General features: G+C 45.0%; 15 protein-coding genes. 13 read left to right on the forward strand and 2 right to left on the reverse strand.

What is annotated here, in order from left to right:
• Positions 1–81: 81 nt before the first annotated feature.
• The 4 genes from PCH02S_RS14500 (at position 82) to PCH02S_RS14515 (ending at position 4,529) form a co-directional block, all read left to right on the forward strand.
• Positions 82–792: a YebC/PmpR family DNA-binding transcriptional regulator gene (locus PCH02S_RS14500; protein ID WP_127454159.1), complete on the forward strand. Its 711-nt coding sequence runs from the start codon at positions 82–84 to the stop codon at positions 790–792.
• A 927-nt stretch (positions 793–1,719) separates the two neighbouring features.
• A complete protein-coding gene (locus tag PCH02S_RS36955; protein WP_407670075.1) occupies positions 1,720–1,860 on the forward strand; it encodes a GerAB/ArcD/ProY family transporter in 141 nt (46 codons plus the stop codon).
• Complete coding sequence (locus PCH02S_RS36960) at positions 1,806–2,057, forward strand: GerAB/ArcD/ProY family transporter (protein ID WP_407670078.1); 252 nt, start codon at positions 1,806–1,808, stop codon at positions 2,055–2,057. The genes PCH02S_RS36955 and PCH02S_RS36960 overlap by 55 nt, the downstream gene beginning before the upstream one ends.
• Positions 2,058–2,606: 549 nt before the next feature.
• Positions 2,607–4,529, forward strand: a complete 1,923-nt coding sequence (locus tag PCH02S_RS14515; protein WP_127454163.1) for a glucosidase family protein — start codon at positions 2,607–2,609, stop codon at positions 4,527–4,529.
• A 94-nt stretch (positions 4,530–4,623) separates the two neighbouring features.
• Here PCH02S_RS14515 and PCH02S_RS14520 read toward each other — a convergent pair whose 3' ends face one another.
• Positions 4,624–5,049, reverse strand: coding sequence for a hypothetical protein (locus PCH02S_RS14520; protein ID WP_127454165.1), 426 nt, complete (start codon positions 5,047–5,049; stop codon positions 4,624–4,626).
• Between the two features lie 228 nt (positions 5,050–5,277).
• On the opposite strand from PCH02S_RS14520, the gene PCH02S_RS14525 reads away from it, so the two are divergent.
• Positions 5,278–7,146 carry an alpha-L-fucosidase gene (locus PCH02S_RS14525; RefSeq protein WP_127454167.1) on the forward strand — a complete coding sequence of 623 codons (1,869 nt, stop codon included), beginning with the start codon at positions 5,278–5,280 and terminating at the stop codon, positions 7,144–7,146.
• Positions 7,147–7,164: 18 nt separating this feature from the next.
• Here the strand turns inward: PCH02S_RS14525 and PCH02S_RS14530 are convergent, their stop codons facing one another.
• On the reverse strand, positions 7,165–8,055 hold the full coding sequence (locus PCH02S_RS14530; RefSeq protein WP_127454169.1) for an AraC family transcriptional regulator: 891 nt from the start codon (positions 8,053–8,055) through the stop codon (positions 7,165–7,167).
• Between the two features lie 125 nt (positions 8,056–8,180).
• Between PCH02S_RS14530 and PCH02S_RS14535 the strand changes: the two genes are divergently transcribed.
• The 8 genes from PCH02S_RS14535 (at position 8,181) to PCH02S_RS14570 (ending at position 16,908) form a co-directional block, all read left to right on the forward strand.
• Entirely contained in the window at positions 8,181–9,218 is a 1,038-nt protein-coding gene (locus PCH02S_RS14535) for a glycoside hydrolase family protein (RefSeq protein ID WP_127454171.1), read from the forward strand.
• 138 nt (positions 9,219–9,356) lie between these two features.
• Positions 9,357–10,727 carry an ABC transporter substrate-binding protein gene (locus PCH02S_RS14540; protein ID WP_246069082.1) on the forward strand — a complete coding sequence of 457 codons (1,371 nt, stop codon included), beginning with the start codon at positions 9,357–9,359 and terminating at the stop codon, positions 10,725–10,727.
• A gap of 67 nt (positions 10,728–10,794) precedes the next feature.
• Positions 10,795–11,676, forward strand: coding sequence for a carbohydrate ABC transporter permease (locus tag PCH02S_RS14545; protein ID WP_174806782.1), 882 nt, complete (start codon positions 10,795–10,797; stop codon positions 11,674–11,676).
• Positions 11,676–12,506: a carbohydrate ABC transporter permease gene (locus tag PCH02S_RS14550; protein ID WP_127454173.1), complete on the forward strand. Its 831-nt coding sequence runs from the start codon at positions 11,676–11,678 to the stop codon at positions 12,504–12,506. Before PCH02S_RS14545 ends, PCH02S_RS14550 begins: the two co-directional genes overlap by 1 nt.
• Positions 12,506–13,723, forward strand: coding sequence for a trans-sulfuration enzyme family protein (locus PCH02S_RS14555; RefSeq protein ID WP_127454174.1), 1,218 nt, complete (start codon positions 12,506–12,508; stop codon positions 13,721–13,723). Before PCH02S_RS14550 ends, PCH02S_RS14555 begins: the two co-directional genes overlap by 1 nt.
• Positions 13,689–14,891 (forward strand): GntR family transcriptional regulator, encoded by a 1,203-nt coding sequence (locus PCH02S_RS14560; RefSeq protein WP_127454176.1) that lies wholly within the window; start codon positions 13,689–13,691, stop codon positions 14,889–14,891. The genes PCH02S_RS14555 and PCH02S_RS14560 overlap by 35 nt, the downstream gene beginning before the upstream one ends.
• Before the next feature lie 30 nt (positions 14,892–14,921).
• Positions 14,922–15,704, forward strand: a complete 783-nt coding sequence (locus PCH02S_RS14565; protein ID WP_127454177.1) for a phytanoyl-CoA dioxygenase family protein — start codon at positions 14,922–14,924, stop codon at positions 15,702–15,704.
• A gap of 286 nt (positions 15,705–15,990) precedes the next feature.
• Complete coding sequence (locus PCH02S_RS14570; RefSeq protein WP_127454179.1) at positions 15,991–16,908, forward strand: hypothetical protein; 918 nt, start codon at positions 15,991–15,993, stop codon at positions 16,906–16,908.
• The last annotated feature ends 335 nt before the right edge of the window (positions 16,909–17,243 follow it).

A 17,243-nucleotide genomic window follows, 5' to 3' on the forward strand; every position in this document is an offset into this window, starting at 1 on the left:
ATTCCGTGATTTTATTTTTACTTTTTGAATGAAAATAGGTTATTATGTTAAATGAGATAAAAACAGAAAGTGGGAACAAACGTGGGCCGTAAGTGGAATAACATTAAAGAAAAGAAAGCCTCAAAAGACGCTAACACAAGTAGAATTTATGCGAAATTCGGACTTGAAATTTATGTAGCTGCACGCAAGGGCGAACCGGATCCTGAAGCGAATCGCGCATTGAAAGTTGTTCTCGAGCGGGCCAAAACGTACAATGTACCGAAAGCGATTATCGATCGCGCTATTGATAAAGCAAAAGGCAGCTCGGATGAAATTTATGAAGAGCTTCGCTATGAAGGTTTTGGGCCAAATGGTTCGATGATTATTGTGGACGCGCTCACGAATAACGTGAACCGCACGGCGCCAGCGGTTCGGTCGGCTTTTAATAAAAATGGCGGGAATATGGGCGTAAGCGGTTCTGTCGCTTACATGTTTGACGCGACAGCGGTTATCGGGCTGGAAGGCAAAAGCATGGATGAAGTCATGGAAGTTTTGCTTGAGGCGGATGTTGACGTTCGCGACATCGTGGAAGAAGATGAAATGGTCATGGTCTATGCAGACCCAGAGCAGTTCCACGCTGTTCAAGAAGCGTTCAAACAAGCTGGCATCAGCGAGTTTGCTATTGCTGAGTTGACGATGCTGGCTCAAAACAACGTCACGTTGTCGGAGGAAGGACAAGTCCAATTCGATAAATTGATCGAAGCTTTAGAAGATCTAGAAGATGTTCAGCAAGTTTATCATAACGTGGAATAATTCATATAGTGACTTAAAGATCCGCGCGACTAGCGCGGGTCTTTTTTTGAAAGATGAGAATTTATATGTTTTGGGTTGAGCGAAAGCTCAAGCTTTATTTAATATTGTTGTTAAAATCTAAGTATGGAATCGAATACTACTCAAAAAATTATTTTTCGTAGTAAAGACGGCTGTGCAGCAAAGTTGAGGGGCTACGTTGCATTACATACAACGTAATGGTGTGGTCAGACCGCGATTGCAGTCTTTCGATGCACATCATACAACCATTTGTTGCAATAGGTGAATTGTAAGCGGTTTAAATGGAACAATCGTTGTATGAAGTGCAATATAGTGGCGAAGTGAGGTCCCTTTATGGCCAAATGGCTGCACAAAATACAACATAGCCGTACTGTCGCTGCGAATCGCTCCAGCGGTTCCTCCCTGAGGGGAACTACAGGGCCCTATTTCATCGAAATAGGCTACTCCTCACTTGGAAGGGAACTGACGTCCTCTATTTGTCCGTTTTCTTGAAGAAATCGGGGTTAGGCGGTCAAATAAGACCCTGCAGTTCCGCTTGAACGCGGAAACGGTTTAATTTGTTAGCATAGCACCCTGTAGTTCCTCCAAGTGGCCTGCCAGCCAGCTTGGCTCTCCTATGAGGATGCCCCCTCCGCCAGATGTCTCCGTAACGCTGGATTTTTAGCGGTGTTGGGTGTTCTCCACCGCCCAAATTCGCTCCCATTAGGCTCTTAACAAGCTAAACTACGGAAGGAAATTAACTCCTTCAACGATCCTTTCTCCTCAACGTGGAACTACTCGGTACTTTTTCATTGAAATAGACCCTTTTTCAAAAGATAAGAATTATGTTTTGGGATGAGCGAGAGCTCAACCTTTTTTTGTACGTCATTTTCATAATATCAAGGATTTGGGAACCATCACAATTGTTACTTGATGATGCTGCTCTTCGAACTTGGAACTCCCGTTGTATTTAATCCCGGTTTGTCTGCGAAGAAGGACGCCTGGATGGTTCCATTATTGTCGTTGCTTATTGCTTCGGTCTTGTATTACATCTATATCCGCATGTTCTAATTTTATTATTTGATATATGGGTGCTTGGGGCAAACATGGCCGGAAGATCCAACTTTCCACTATTAACGCTTGTGAGAATGATCAACATTGCCAATTTTATTCAACGATTGGATCCATTGTTGATCTTGACCTTAATTCATTGGAGTGTTCTTCAAAGTGTCCATCTATTTCTACGCTGGAATGAGAGGCGCTGCTGAATTGTTTTAATTCAGTAACCACCGGCAACTAGTCGTACCGATCGCTGTAGTCATTTTATATTCCTCATTAATTGTTTCGGAGAATATGGCGGATCATCTGTAAGAAGGCCTTAAAATATTGCCCGTCGATGTGCATCCTGTCCTGCGTATCGTCATTCCGCTTTTGCTTTTAGCTGTGGGCTTTTTCCGTCATCTATCGCTTCAACGTAAAGGCGAGCGTAAGAACGAGCAGTAAATAGGTAGTAGCTAGCATCATTTCTACTGGCTTAAGGAGGAAATAGGTTTGTTTCATAGAGGTAAAAAAGGATGCGACACCGATCCCTGCGAGAAGATCAATACCAGTGGCACTTAAAAGAATTGAAATGACTAGAAGTATAAAAATGAAATGATTTTCATAGATGAGCAGACCCCTTCTTGATGATTCATGTACATTGTTTGCCAAACATGGGTAACGTATGCATGACTCGCAAACTAGACATATGCTTAGCCAAATAGAATACGCTTAGATTATGGATATCCATATCAACGGTTCTGCTAGGAGGGGATAAAGTGTCTAAACATCCGGAAAGATGGCGCTTGCTAGATGATGGTATCCAATGGAACACCCCGCAAGACCATGTGGATGCTCACGAAGATCATCTTGAAATGAGCGGCAAGAAAGTGTCCGTCATTGTCAGCTACGGTGTAAACCAAGCAGGAAAGCTGATGCTGTCCCGCAAAATAGTCTGGCCAACTCTTAGGACGATTCCTAATGATACGCACGGCAGCTTGATCCATGATTTTGAGCTGGATTCGATGCCGGCTATATGGATAAATGGGCATCCGAATATGAATGAGAGGCCGATATGCTTTCAATTCAATGGGCTGCTGTATATTCGAAGTAAAGCGAATGAGGGGATACGGATAGAGAGAACCCTTTTTCCTTCAACGAGTTCGAAAAGTGTTTATGAGAAAATCGTGATGACGAATACATCTGATCAAGCTGTTTCTATTCAAATAAGTTCCTCTTTGTCGCGAAAATCCGTAAAAGGCGTATCCGGCATTTATTTGATCGAAGTTTCGCACGATGCTGCCAGTGAGTACCGGCTCGGCCCGCAGGAATCTTGTCAATTCAGTTTTCGCATAAGCGCAAGGCATTTGCAAGAAAAGGATATAAGGATGGATGTTCGTCAGGAAAAGGAACAGAGATCCAATTTGATCAGGCAAATGAATCAAAATTTACGCCTAGAAACACCGGATCCGGTTCTCAATCAAATGTTTGCATTTGCGAAATTAAGAACCGCGGAAAGCATTTTTGAGACGAAAAATGGACCCATGCATGGACCTGGCGGCGGACGTTATTATGCGGCGATCTGGACCAATGACCAAGTGGAATACGCCGGGCCCTTTTTCCCCTATTTGGGATATGCGCTTGGAAATGAAGCAACACGTAATGCGCTGCGGTTATATACGGCTTTCATGGGGCCGGACTACCAACCGATTCCAAGCTCTATTATTGCGGAAGGCAGTGATATTTGGGAAGGTGCGGGAGACCGGGGCGATGCAGCGATGTATGCTTACGGTGCGGCGCTTTTTGCGCTTAGCTCAGGAGATCGGGCTGTCGCAGCTGAACTATGGCCAGCGATTATTTGGTGTTTAACCTATTGTGAAAAGCAAAGAAATAAGGATGGCGTTATTGCATCGGACTCCGACGAGTTGGAGGGGCGTTTTCCAAGTGGTTCGGCGAATCTATCGACCTCTTGTTTGGTATATGCCTCGTATGTTTATGCTTCGCGTTTAGCTCTAGAACTTGGCTATGGGGAAATTGCCAAACAATACGTTTCCAGCGCTCAAGAGCTCTATGAGGCCATCGAACAGTATTTCGGTGCTGTAGTGGAAGGTTATGACACGTATCGATATTACGATGGAAATGACATTTTGCGATCATGGATCTGTTCGCCGTTAGTTATGGGCATAGAGGAGCGTAAATCCGGAACGATTCAGGCTTTGTTATCCCCACGGCTATGGTCAGAAGACGGTTTAGTCACACAAGCGGGAGACACCACATTTTGGGACCGATCCACGCTTTATGCCTTAAGGGGGTTATTTGTCGTAGGGGCAACGGAGGAGGCAATCTCCTATTTGCTTTCCTATTCCCGGCGGAGATTATTAGGTAATCATGTCCCTTACGCGGTTGAGGCTTATCCGGAAGGCAATCAGAGGCATCTATCCGCGGAAAGCGCGTTATATGGCCGCATTATTACAGAGGGCATGTTTGGGCTTCAGCCTACAGGGTTAACCAGCTTTATTTGTAAGCCCAGATTGCCCGATGCTTGGGACCATATGGCGCTTCGGTCTGTTCATCTATGTGGGCGAGAGATGGATTTGATTGTGACTCGACAGGGTGGAGGTATGGAGCTGATTGTCTCGGATCAGGATGGCTTCGTTAAATTTGAAGGGGCGGTAGGGACAGCATTTGAAGTTAAAAAATAGGATGTATGTGAGGAAGGATTACAGTTCCGCTCCTTTCGTTCAAGGCTTAAAAAGCCGTCTCCAAAGTCGCACAGACTACTTTGGAGACGGCTTTTTAGTGTCTTAAAGGATGGAATCGGCGGCGCCGAACGAACAATTTTGTTAAAGCTTTTAAGAATAAAAGGGATATTGACTTTTTCTTCGGTGAGGGGTGCCGCATGGAGCGCGGCGTTAAATCAGTAGGGGAGAGCACCAAGCTAAGCTCTTGCTTGACTTCCGTTGTTCGTACGGGTTCGATGAGAACGGTCATCTCCGCGCTGCTTGCGATTTGGGCTTTGCTTTCCATCAGGATATCCAACCTGCGCTCATATTCAGCAATCCGATTCGAGAGGATCACATTTTCTTGATTTAACTTTTTAATAAGTTCATACAGCAGTTTCATGGATAGTTTCGGCTTCTCAGACACGTTCGTTTCTTGATTATCGCAAATAGGAGACAGCAGCAACAATAGTTCTTCATCACTGATCACTTTATGTGCCACGAGTGGTCCTCCTTATTATTCATAGTATTAATTATAGATTAATAGAGTGCATATAAAATGTCGCTCGAAACTCGTTGTCGGATTGTAGGCATTAATGATGAACAATGTTCCCCAAAGAAAGATCCTAAAACACTGGAAATTTATCTAAATAAACGGAATTTCATCTAAATACAAATCCGCTATCGGACGGCATAATGTAGGAAAACTACTTGGAGGACCTACATCAAGATGACAAAATCTAATAGAACGATCCCTGATCCAGAAGAGCGAGATCGATTGGCGGTTGAACAGGCAGTAGCGAGTTGGTGGCCTGTTTCGTTAATCAACAAAGAAGAGCGGATTTCCTGGTGGCGCGAAGCTCGGTACGGCTGTTTCATCCATTGGGGGGCATATTCGGTAACCGGCGGAAGATGGAAAGGCCAGCCGTCGCGAGGTTATGCGGAACACCTCATGAGAGCTCAGAAGATCAGTCTTAATGAATACAAGAAGGAGTGCATCGAGAAGTTTAATCCGCAACAATTTGATGCGGAAACCTGGGTACAGCTGTTTAAAGCGGCTGGCATGCGGTATGTCGTCATAACGGCTAAGCATCATGACGGCTTTGCGATCTATCCGTCGGATGCCTATCCGTTTGATATACGGATGACCCCTTTTCAACGAGATCCGCTGCAAGAGCTGAAGGATGCATGCAAACGGCATGGCCTGCGGTTTGGATTTTATTATTCACATGCCTTCGATTGGGAGCACCCGGACGCTCCGGGTAACGACTGGGAATATGCGAATCCGGGAGGCGACCTCCGCTTATACGAAGGAAAGGGCAAGCTGTGGTTCAACGAACATCCGGAGCTTGTGCCCAGAGTAGCAGACCAGTATGTGACCCAGAAATCGATCCCGCAAATTGTCGAGTTAATTAACAAATATGAGCCGGATATTTTGTGGTTTGATACGCCTCATAAATTGCCGCTTTCGGAAAATTTAAGAATTCTGAAAGCGATTCGTGAGGCTGACGACCGCATTGTCGTTAATGGGCGTCTTGCTCATGGATACGGTTTTGACACTTTCTCTGATTATGTGAATACGGCAGATCGCGCATTGGAGATTTTTCCGTGTGAAGGTGACTGGGAAACGATTCCAACGACCAATGAATCTTATGGCTATTCGGTTGATGATCATTCGCACAAGCCTGCAGAAGTCTTCCTTCAATTGTTGGCGAAGTCAGCTGCGCGAGGGGGCAATGTTCTCATGAATCTGGGGCCAATGGGAAACGGTCTCATCGATGAGAAGGATCGTTCGATTCTGCAAGGAATCGGAACTTGGTTGGCAGTGAACGGGGCGAGCATCTACGGTACCCAGAAAACGCCGCTTGCCGTCCAAAGTTGGGGAGAGTCTACGAGGCTAGGGAATCAGCTGTATCTTCACGTTTTTGATTGGCCACAAGACGGGAAATTAGTGCTAGGAGGCCTGAAAAGCCATATCAAGAAAGCTTGGCTGCTGGCTGATGAAGCAGCTAATGATCTGGTTGTCCACAGAATGAATTACTACGACTGGGAGATCCATGTGCCAGAGCAGGCGGACAGCAAGTATCATCGAGTTGTGGTCATAGAAGTGGATGGGGAACCTGCTGTACATCTTGGACGGTTGATAAGCAGCAGTCAGACAACGACGCTAAGAGCTTTTGATGCAGAAGTAAGCAAAGGTATTGGTTACGGGGACGGCAAGAAGGGCAACGATTATGTCTGCAAATGGACAAGTATCCACCAATTCGTCAAGTGGCGTGTGAGATTCAATCATCCAGGTGTTTATAAACTGGTGATCCGCATGAGCGCACCTGGACCTGCGTACGGGGGAAGCTATGTGTTATGCCTTGGCGAGCAGCGGATTCCCGGTCAGATTGCACCTTCTGAAACAACGGTTCCGCTACAGATTGAGCACGAAGTGACGCTTGCCGCAGGAGAGCATGACATCCTGATGATGCCAGTCTCCATCGAAGGGAATGAGCTCATGAGGCTTCATGCTATTACATTCATTCCGTTGTCGACGAATCAAGAACAGAAAGAATCTTATGATGAGGTTGATACAACGGATGTTGGGAATTAGCGCTGCCACTGTTAAAAGTCAGGATTCCTTCTTGGAATAGGACACCGTTGCCACTTTCGTCTGCTTCCTTAGCTCGGAGGGAGGAAGGCCGAAGTATTTGGAAAACTGCAGCGAAAAATAATGAACCGAAGAGAATCCCAGATCTTCCGCAATCGATGTGATCGAGCGTTTACTTTCATGGATCGTCGCGTATGCTCGCTGCATTTTAATCCGAAAGAAGCACTCTTTTGGTGTCAATCCGGTCATTTTCTTAAACATGCTGTAGAATTGGGATTTCTTTAATTGGCACAGCTCAAGCCATTGTTCATAGGGCGGATTCATCCCGGGGTACTGTTCCATGAGATCGATGATCTTTTGAATACGGTAATCAGGGATGTTGTCCGACAGATTTAAATTGACGAGCTGCAAAATCCAACTGTAAAGCAGGCTGTTTACGATCTCTGCTTTAAATTGAATGTCTAATCGATTCATACGAACGATCTGAATAAAGGTTTGAATGAGTTCGGGATACCGGGTTAGCTGTGTAATCCCTGTTAATTGCTCCAGCTCTTGGCATGGTCTGCTTTCTGTCAAAAGATCGGGTTCGAAATCGAGCTGAGGATCGAAATACAGATGCTGAATCGTCTTTTTCTTCATGAAAAAATCGCAATACATATCATATGAAGAAATCGGCTGCGATTCATTCATGTGGAAAGTATGCTTAAGGCCGGGAGGAATAAACACGAGCGTGCCTTTCTTTAAAGGATAACTTCTGCCGTTCATCTGCACGGAGCCAGACCCTTTATAAATCAAATGAAAAGCAAAGCAGTAGCCAAATCTGTTTTTCTCTTTCACTCTGCCGGAATAGGCATGATAATGAGCTGCCCGAATGGAGGGCTCGATGGAGACGATAGAAGTTAATTCCGTCATTGGTAAACACCTCTAGTCTGCGGAAACGCAAGAATGCTGCCATTTTACGCATTTTTCTTAGGATAAACCGCTTACTATAAGCTGTCAATTGCGTCTATCACTTTTAAAATTAAAGGAGGATTTATATGTCTGTTCAAACTAAAAGCTTGTACGACAGATTGCAACCAGCACCTAAGAATGGAGGATTCCGAATGGAAGGATATTGGGTGTGGTGCGGCTCCGTGATAAAAGGAGAGGATGGTCGCTTTCACATGTTTGCATCCCGATGGCCCAAACACCTGCCTATGCATCCAGGTTGGCTTGTTCACTCGGAGGTTGTTCGGGCGGTCTCCGATACGCCGGAAGGGCCTTATGCGTTTCAGGAGATTGTGCTTCCCGCACGCGGAGCTGAATATTGGGACGGGCGCAGCACGCATAACCCACATATTACAAAACACGGGGATACTTATGTGCTGTATTATATGGGCTCAACAAACCCTCTGGCTGATGTACTGCCAGGCGAAGAATTCGGGCTTAAAGATCCACGATGTATTGTTGCTCGCGCAAATAAGCGTATTGGCATAGCGACATCTACGAGTGTGTTCGGTCCTTGGGAGCGGAGGGACGCGCCAATTTTACCGACAAGACCAGGGCATTTTGACTCCTTCCTGACTTCCAATCCTGCGCCATGTATTCATGAGGACGGTTCCGTCATGCTCATCTATAAGGCACGTCAATACGAAGGAAATGTACACGGGAATATGATGATCGGTGCGGCGCGCGCTGACCATTTCGAGGGTCCCTATCGCGTAATCAGTGAAGATCCCGTATTTCCACCAGCAAAATTCCATCTCGAAGATCCATTTATTTGGCATACGGGTGAGCGATATGAGCTTATCGCCAAAGATATGGACGGTCGCATATGCGGAGAGGTGCATGCAGGAATTCAGGCTCACTCCATAGATGGATTAACCTGGCATGTAGCTGACAATCCTAAAGCCTACTCCAGGAAGGTTCGATGGGATGACGGTACGGAGACGGTCATGGGCAGTTTTGAGCGACCTTTCATTCTTTTCCAAGATGGAAAACCAACGCATTTGTTCGCAGCAACAGCCGATGGAACAGGCGGATTCACCAAAGCTTCTCATACATGGAACATGGTGATGCCGATTGCCTCGGAATAACGATCAAGGTACCATGAGTGAACTAGCCGGTCTCTGATACTCAGAGGCTGGCTTCTTTATTTTCATAAAGGGCTAAGACATATCTATTGAATTAAGACAATATAGTTGAATATAACAAATTTGGGGAGGCCGTGAGATATGGGGGCAGCTGCAATAAAAGGATGGACAACTATGCTAGCCGGAGTCATGTTATTGGGAGGCTTGGCAGGGTGCAGCGGAAGCGGGAATACAAGCACTACGCCTGCGCCTGGCGGAAGTACGCCGGCTTCTTCTGACGCTCCGAAAAGTACGGAGCCTGCTGCAAAACAAGTGACACTCCAGATGATCGAAAGTTTAACGAGCCCGGAGCGCACGAAGCTGCTTCAGGATGCGATTGGACGGTTTCAAAAGGACAATCCGAACATCAAGGTTGAGCTTATTTCGCCTCCTTTTGACCAAGCAGACAATAAGATCAGAACGATGCTGGCCGCTAAGCAAGACCTTGATATTCTGGAGGTAAGGGACCTCAATATAGCCGAATATGTCAATAACGGATACCTTGAGCCCTTGGATTCCTATGCATCAAGCTGGGCGGATAGTAAAACACTTTCCGGTACGTCCAAGGTCGTAGGCTCCACTAGCGGCAAACTTTACTTTATCGCCAATGCGTTGTATCAGAGACAAATGTTTTATCGCAAAGACTGGTTTGAAGCCAAGGGATTAGCCGTGCCAAAAACGTGGGATGAGCTGGTGGATGCAGCCAAAAAATTAACCGATCCAAAGCAAAATCGGTATGGCTTCTCCTTCCGGGGTGGACCGGGAGCAAATGGTAATTTTGACCATATGATTTATGATTTCAATGATAAAGTCATGAATCTTGGCGATGCGCCATTTACGAAGGACGGCAAGACGATTTACGGGACTCCCGAAGCCAAACAAGCGCTAGAATTGTATAAAAAGCTTTACAAAGAGGCATCACCGCCGGACTCCATCAACTGGGGCTTCCAAGACCAGGTTCAAGCCTTTACATCAGGCGTAACCGGTATTTTGCTGCAGGATCCTGACGTTATTAAAGTTCTTCAGGACAAAATGGACCCCAAAACCTTAGAGACGGCAGCTATGCCTCTGGGACCTAACGGCAAATCATTGGTTAGCACAGGAGCAGCAGGATGGGGGATTACCGCAAATTCAAAAAATAAAAATGAAGCATGGAAACTGATCTCCTACCTCTCTAGTCCGAAAGAAAACACGGAATTCTCCAAACAAATCGGTACAATTCCGATCCATACGTCGGCGACGGCGGACACGTTCTTCCAAACAGGGCCGTATAAAACGCTCCTGGATATGACCGCAAAAGCGGATACTTTTATTAGCTATACTCCGCCTTTCAAATATCCGGGTAATGGCAGCTGGGGAGAGCTGAGCATGAAAGGGCAGCAATCCTATTTGCTGGACAAAAAATCCGCTGATGATCTTCTGAAGGAATGGGATAAATTTTGGCTGGATCAGCAGGCAGGTATGAAAAAATAAGAAATGAAGCAGCAAGCGGCGGGCGCTCATCGCCTGCCGCTGCTGTCTTACCGGGGAGGTGTTCGACGTGAGTGCTCGGCAAAAATTCATACTCTCCAGCTTGCTGCCCGCACTGCTGCTAGTCGCTATTTTTACCTATTACCCCTTTCTCAAGGGGGTTGTTATGGCCTTCCAAGATTATAAGCTATTCAATCTGAAGCAGGTGCATTTTGTCGGCATGCAAAATTTTGTTGATGCGTTCCGCGATCATCAATTTCTTGCAGCGCTGAAAAACAGCTTGTACTGGGTGTTCTTTTCGTTAATTTTTCAATTTCTTCTGGGGTTCATCCTGGCGCTGTTTTTAAATAAGAAATTTTGGGGACGAGGCGTATATCAAGGGTTTATTTTTTATCCATGGGCATTATCCGGCTTTCTCATTGGTCTTATTTGGAAATGGCTTTTTAACTCGCAAATCGGTGTCGTTAATGACCTCTTGCTGCGGCTAGGCATCATTGAAGACCGAATTGGTTTCTTGTCGGATCCCAAGTGGGCGATGTCCTCTGTGATTATTGCCAATGTATGGTACGGCATCGCCTTCTTTACGATCATGCTGCTAGCTGCGCTGCAATCTATTCCTTCGGAGCTTTATGAGGCGGCAAGCATTGATGGTGCTAACAGTTATCGCAAGCTGCTTGATGTGACGATTCCGTATATTATGCCAACCATAATCGCTACGACGCTGCTGCGGGTTATCTGGATATTCAATGATCCAACGCTTATTTATGGCATGACGAATGGGGGGCCGGGAGGCGCCACACACATTTTGTCTTCCTTAATGCTGAACAAAATCATCTATGACGGGGATTATGGTGCGGCTTCGGCTGTTGGCGTCATCATGATTGTGATGCTGTTTTTGTACACTGTATTTTACCTGATGGTCACGAAGTCTGAGAAAGTAGGTGACTTTTGATGAAACGTAAATTGTGGTATCGGCTCACGAAGGTTGTCTTTCTCTCTTTTTACTTCGTCCTGATGGTGTTTCCCTTATATTGGATCGTCATAACTTCCTTGAAACCACAGAAGGAAATCTTCAGTTATCCGATCCATTATTGGCCTGAGCAATTTACTTTCCAAAATTACATTAACATTTTCAAAGTATCCAAATTCAATGTGTATATCGCCAATAGCCTGCTTGTCTCCATTACTTCTGCGCTTATTGTTATCGTGATTGCGATATGCAGCGCTTATGTGCTTGCGCGATTCCGGTTTCGGGGGCATAGGCAAATTATGCTCGGTTTCTTCATTACGCAAATGCTGCCAGGTTTCATTTCATTGGCTCCACTTTATATGATGATGTCAAATATGCATTTGCTGAATCAACGCATCTCATTAGTTTTAATGTACACGGTCATTCTCATTCCTTTTTCCACCATTATGCTGCGGGGTTTCTTTCAACGGATTCCTTCCAATTTGGAGGAAGCGGCGATGATTGACGGTTGTTCCCAGCTGTCCGCTCTAATGCGAGTTATCATTCCGATTATGATGCCGGGAATTTCCTCCATGTTCATTTTCGCATTCGTGCAGAACTGGAATGAGCTTTTCTTGGCCGTTATGTTTATTGATAATGAATCGCTGAAAACCCTGCCGGTCGCAATGAATTCGTTTATTCTCAAATTTAATGTCGATTGGGGCTCCATGTCCGCAGGTACCGTGTTATCTGTACTTCCGACTATTCTGTTGTTCGCTCTCGCACAGCGATTTATCGTGGAGGGACTAACCCAAGGGGCGGTGAAAGGCTAATGACGGCTAATGAGAAAAATTTCTCAATCGTGGCTCATGATGAACATGATGATCACCATCACGGCTCTATCAATGTTCCGATTTACCAGACAAGTTTATTTTCGTTCGATACGTATGAACAATTTAATTTGGCAAGAGTGGATGAGCAAGAAAATTTCGTGTACTCAAGAGGCAATAATCCAACTGTTCGGTTCCTGGAAGACAAGCTTGCCCAGTTGGAGCGGGGAGAAAGGGCAAAATGCTTTGCGTCCGGTATGGCGGCTATTTCGGCGGCGATTATGTCGATCGTTAGGTCAGGCGATCATGTGATTTGTTCGCATCAGGCGTATGGCCCGACAAGAGAATTTCTAGGCAATTATTTGCAAAAATTCGGTATTGAGACCACTTTTGTCGATGGCAGTGACCTAGATCATTGGAAAAACGCCGTACAGTCAAATACAAGGTTGCTGTATTTGGAGAGTCCGACGAGTATGTTTTTTCAGCTGCAGGACATCCGCGGTTGTACGGATTTGGCGGCCTCTATTGGAGCGGAAACGATTCTCGACAACTCCTGGGCGACGCCTTGTTTCCAAAATCCGCTCACACTGGGGGTCGGTCTCGTCGTCCATTCCATAACGAAGTATATTTCCGGTCATAGCGATTGCTTAGGGGGCGTCGTCGTTGGTTCCAAGCGGTTGATGGACCCGCTAATGTCTACCGAATACATGTTATTCGGCGGCGTCATGACCCCACAAACTGCGGGATTGGTAACACGTGGACTCCGAACGCTGCCATTACGGATGCAGCGTCATGAATCAAGCGGGCTTAAAGTTGCTGAATACGTGAGCAGACAACGTTATGTCGCGAGAATCAATCATCCCGGATTGCCGAATCATCCTCAGTATGAACTGGCAAAAACACAGATGACTGGTACCGGCAGTTTATTTTCCTTTGAATCTCGGGAATCCGTCGACAAGCTCAGAGCTTGGGCGGATCACATGCACTTTTTCCGGATTGGAGCCAGCTGGGGCGGATTCGAAAGTTTAATCAATGTGAATGCCTTACATACATTAAATGCTAAGGATCCACAATTAGGCACCCTTGTTCGACTGTACATCGGTGCTGAGGACCCTGAAGATTTAATTCAAGATTTGGATCAAGCCTGGCGATGTGTCGAACAGAGCCCTTCTGAGGAGGAGCTATATGAGCAGAATCCGGGAATCAACCAAAAGGGATGAGCGACAGCCGCTTTATTTGCAAATTCAAGAGCATTTTAAACAGGTAATCCTCTCTGGAGAATTGGAAGTAAATAGCAAATTTCCGACCGAAAAGCAGTTGATGGAGCAATTCAAGGTTAGTCGAATGACGGTGTCTAATGCGCTAACACAGCTCGCGAAAGATGGATGGATCTACCGCATACCAGGGAGAGGCAGCTTTGTCAGCTCGGAGTATGAAGGGAACTTGTTTGGTATAAATTCGGACGACAACTCCAAGGACCATCCATCAGCTAATGGTAAGCATTCAGAGTTAGGCCGACATGCATCTGCGCGCAAAATGATCGGGTTAGTTCTTCCCTTTTTGGAAGATTTCTTCGCAATTCGACTTATAAGGGGAATCCAGACCGCTCTGGAAGACACCGATTACTACTTATCCATCGTCCTTTCGCACAATCGTCAGGAGCGGGAGAAGGAAGCGATCCAGGAGTTGATTCAAAATGGGGCGGCGGGGCTTATCATTTTTCCGATTGATGCAGAGACGTACAACGAAGAAATTTTGATCTTGAAAATGAACAAATTCCCGTTTGTGCTCGTGGATCGTTTCCTGCCAGGGTTTGAAACGCATTGTGTCTGCTCGGATAATATGGTGAGCGCTCAGTTGGCCGTCCATCATCTGTGGGAGCTTGGGCATCGAGATATTGCCATATGCTCTGATATTTCGATTGGCACGATGACCGTTGACGAACGGATTCGGGGATATATGGAAGCGTTGAAACAAAATGGCTCGATGATTAATCCAGCGCTGATTGTAACTGATTTTCAGGTGAACGATACGAATTCGATTGAAAAACACCCGCTATATCTGTTCTTGAAAAATCGTACGGCAACCGCATACATTACCTTGAACATGAAGTTGGGCTTATTTATGGCTGGACTCGTTAAACATTTAGGGATGAAAGTCCCGAATGAATTATCTATGATTACCTACGACAATCCATACTCTGAGCTAACTGATGACCGTGTGTTCACTCATATTGATCAACATGAGCAGGAAATAGGCTCCAAATCGGTTGAAATGCTGCTTCAATTGCTAGGTAACAAAGAAAAGATGAATGAACCTATGAAATGGATCGTAAAATCAGCTTTAGTAGAAGGGGAATCCACAGGCCGGTTAACAGCGAAAGTCTAAGTGCGGAGAAAGAGAAGGAGGAGTTATCGCATGGACCCCATTTCCAGTCCAGGAGAATTTACGGAGTTAGATCGGTTCACATTTGAATCTTGGGGTTATCTCTTGATTCCAAATGTCCTCTCGCAAGAGGAAGTCAATGAATGTCTGGAGGCGTCCATTCGCTTACACCAATCAGCCGGCACCACCGGCTGGGCACAAGTGGGCAGAGGATATGAAACAGAGATATCCTTAGAGCGACTGATCGATCATCCGGCTATCCTGCCCAAAGTCAGAGCGCTTTATGGTGATCGGTTTATTATGCAGTCGGGCTGGTGTACGAAACAGCCGGCTTTCGGTGGGGTAGGCGGATGGCATCAAGACGGATCAGGTGCTTACGACTTCCGTAAGCTTGGTTATCCGATTCCCCTGCTACAGCTGCGCGCTTCCTTTTTACTAACGGATCAGACGCTTCCGCGAACCGGAAATATGGAGCTTATTCCAGGAAGCCATCGAAGCCAGGTTCAGCTGCCGGATGCGATTCGATCGAACAGGGAAGACGTGCCAATCGGCCATGTCATCTGTGCGCCGGCAGGGTCAGTCTTATTTTTTCACAATGCAGTTTGGCACCGCACATATGCACACGACGGTGATTATGACCGTTACACGATGCATTATATTTATAGTCCGCCGTGGGTACGTTGCTCCGATCGCTTTGCGAACAATCCAGAGTTTCTAGCGCGTACAACACCGACACGGCGTTATCTCATGGGAGAATTCGAAAGACCGGACGCGCCTTTTGGCGCCGGCTATCCCGTGCAGTTTGAGAATGAATGATGTCTCCGTTGAAGATAATGAAAAGAGCCCAAGATGGACATCTTGGGCTCTTTACTATCATTGGTTGTGTTATATTTGAGGTAAGGAAATTAAAGGAAATAGTTTAAGATAATTGTAGCACAGAGTTGATAAAATTGGGATTAAAAGCATTCCTTAATGGAAAATGAGGTCTAGGTGAATGTCAGATTAAATCAAGTTGGTTGAGGTTTTTCAAAAGCATAGCAGTGCTTGGTGGTTTTACGATTAACCAGTTATTTTATACTTGTATTTTGAATGGAGAGTTAACATGTTACGAGATGGTAATAATCATAAACCTAATCAAAAAGCAAATGTTCACCGATCTAACAACAATAACAACGACACCAAGAAAGAAACAAAAAGTAACAATGTGCCTCTAGGGAATCTCTCAGGTAATATGATTACACAGCTTCAACGGACTATTGGAAATAAAATGGTGGGACAATTACTTGGAAATAACAATGTTATTCAAGCTAAAAGATTATACAGTGAGGTTCCGCATAACAAACAAGGTACAGATAGCAGAGTGCAAGAATTTACTCCTAGAGTTCATGCAACAGTATTCCCTGATTCACCAGATTTTGCTGGTCCATTAAACTACAACTACATTAGTCCTAGATGGGTTTCTTCCTTTCACATTACAGAAGATGAAGGCCGAAATCGTGCATATTATACGGATGAAGGTGATCTAATTGATACCCCTTTAAATAGGGGTGATGAAAGAAGACTTAGCGGATATGCTGATCAATACCAAGATATGTTAGATGGTATTGAACACTATTCTGAAATTAAAGCTGCGAATGAAGATGTTGTTTTGCAAAACCAAGAGAATGCCGCTAGAATCGAAGCGGCGGCTGAGGAGGAAGTGCGAAAGAAGAGACGAAATGCTACCACCAATAACATAATTATTGACCTAGTCAAAGATTCAGGAAGATTAGATTTATCAGCGGAAGAAATTGCAGCTAAGTGGTTTCCATTCTTTAGGGCAAATAGAGCGAAAAATGGGCGTTCAGATGTTGACCAAGTTATGTTTGCTAATAGATATGCAATATTCCAAGAAAAACTAAAAGAAGCAAAGTCAAAACGAGAAGCTCCTGTTACAGAAAGTGAAAATGAGAATAAAGATGACGAAGAAAATACTAAAAAGCGAAAAGTGGATGATGAAAAAGAGGAGAATGAGAAATAAGAAGAGTTATTAAATAGATATTTAAAAGAATAGGGAACGAATACTGACACAAACCATTCGACGATACTGCTACTTGTTGCATAGAATCCGGTTACAATAAGTTGGAAGTAGTTAGTGAAAGAGAAAATTTATCAATTTATGATAACAATCTTAAAGTGATAATTCTTGAGTAAGAAGAATATAAAAGGTTAATTTAATACAATTAAAGGTGCTTAATTTATCATGTATAAATTCCAGATATTATTCAAAGTTACAATATCTAATTTCACAGATCTTTGCTTACTTAAGTCGAAATCAGACAATGAAAAGATAATTTTATTATGGAAGGCTGAGTT

This window comes from Paenibacillus chondroitinus NBRC 15376, from assembly GCF_004000765.1.
GTDB lineage: Bacteria > Bacillota > Bacilli > Paenibacillales > NBRC-103111 > Paenibacillus_E > Paenibacillus_E chondroitinus.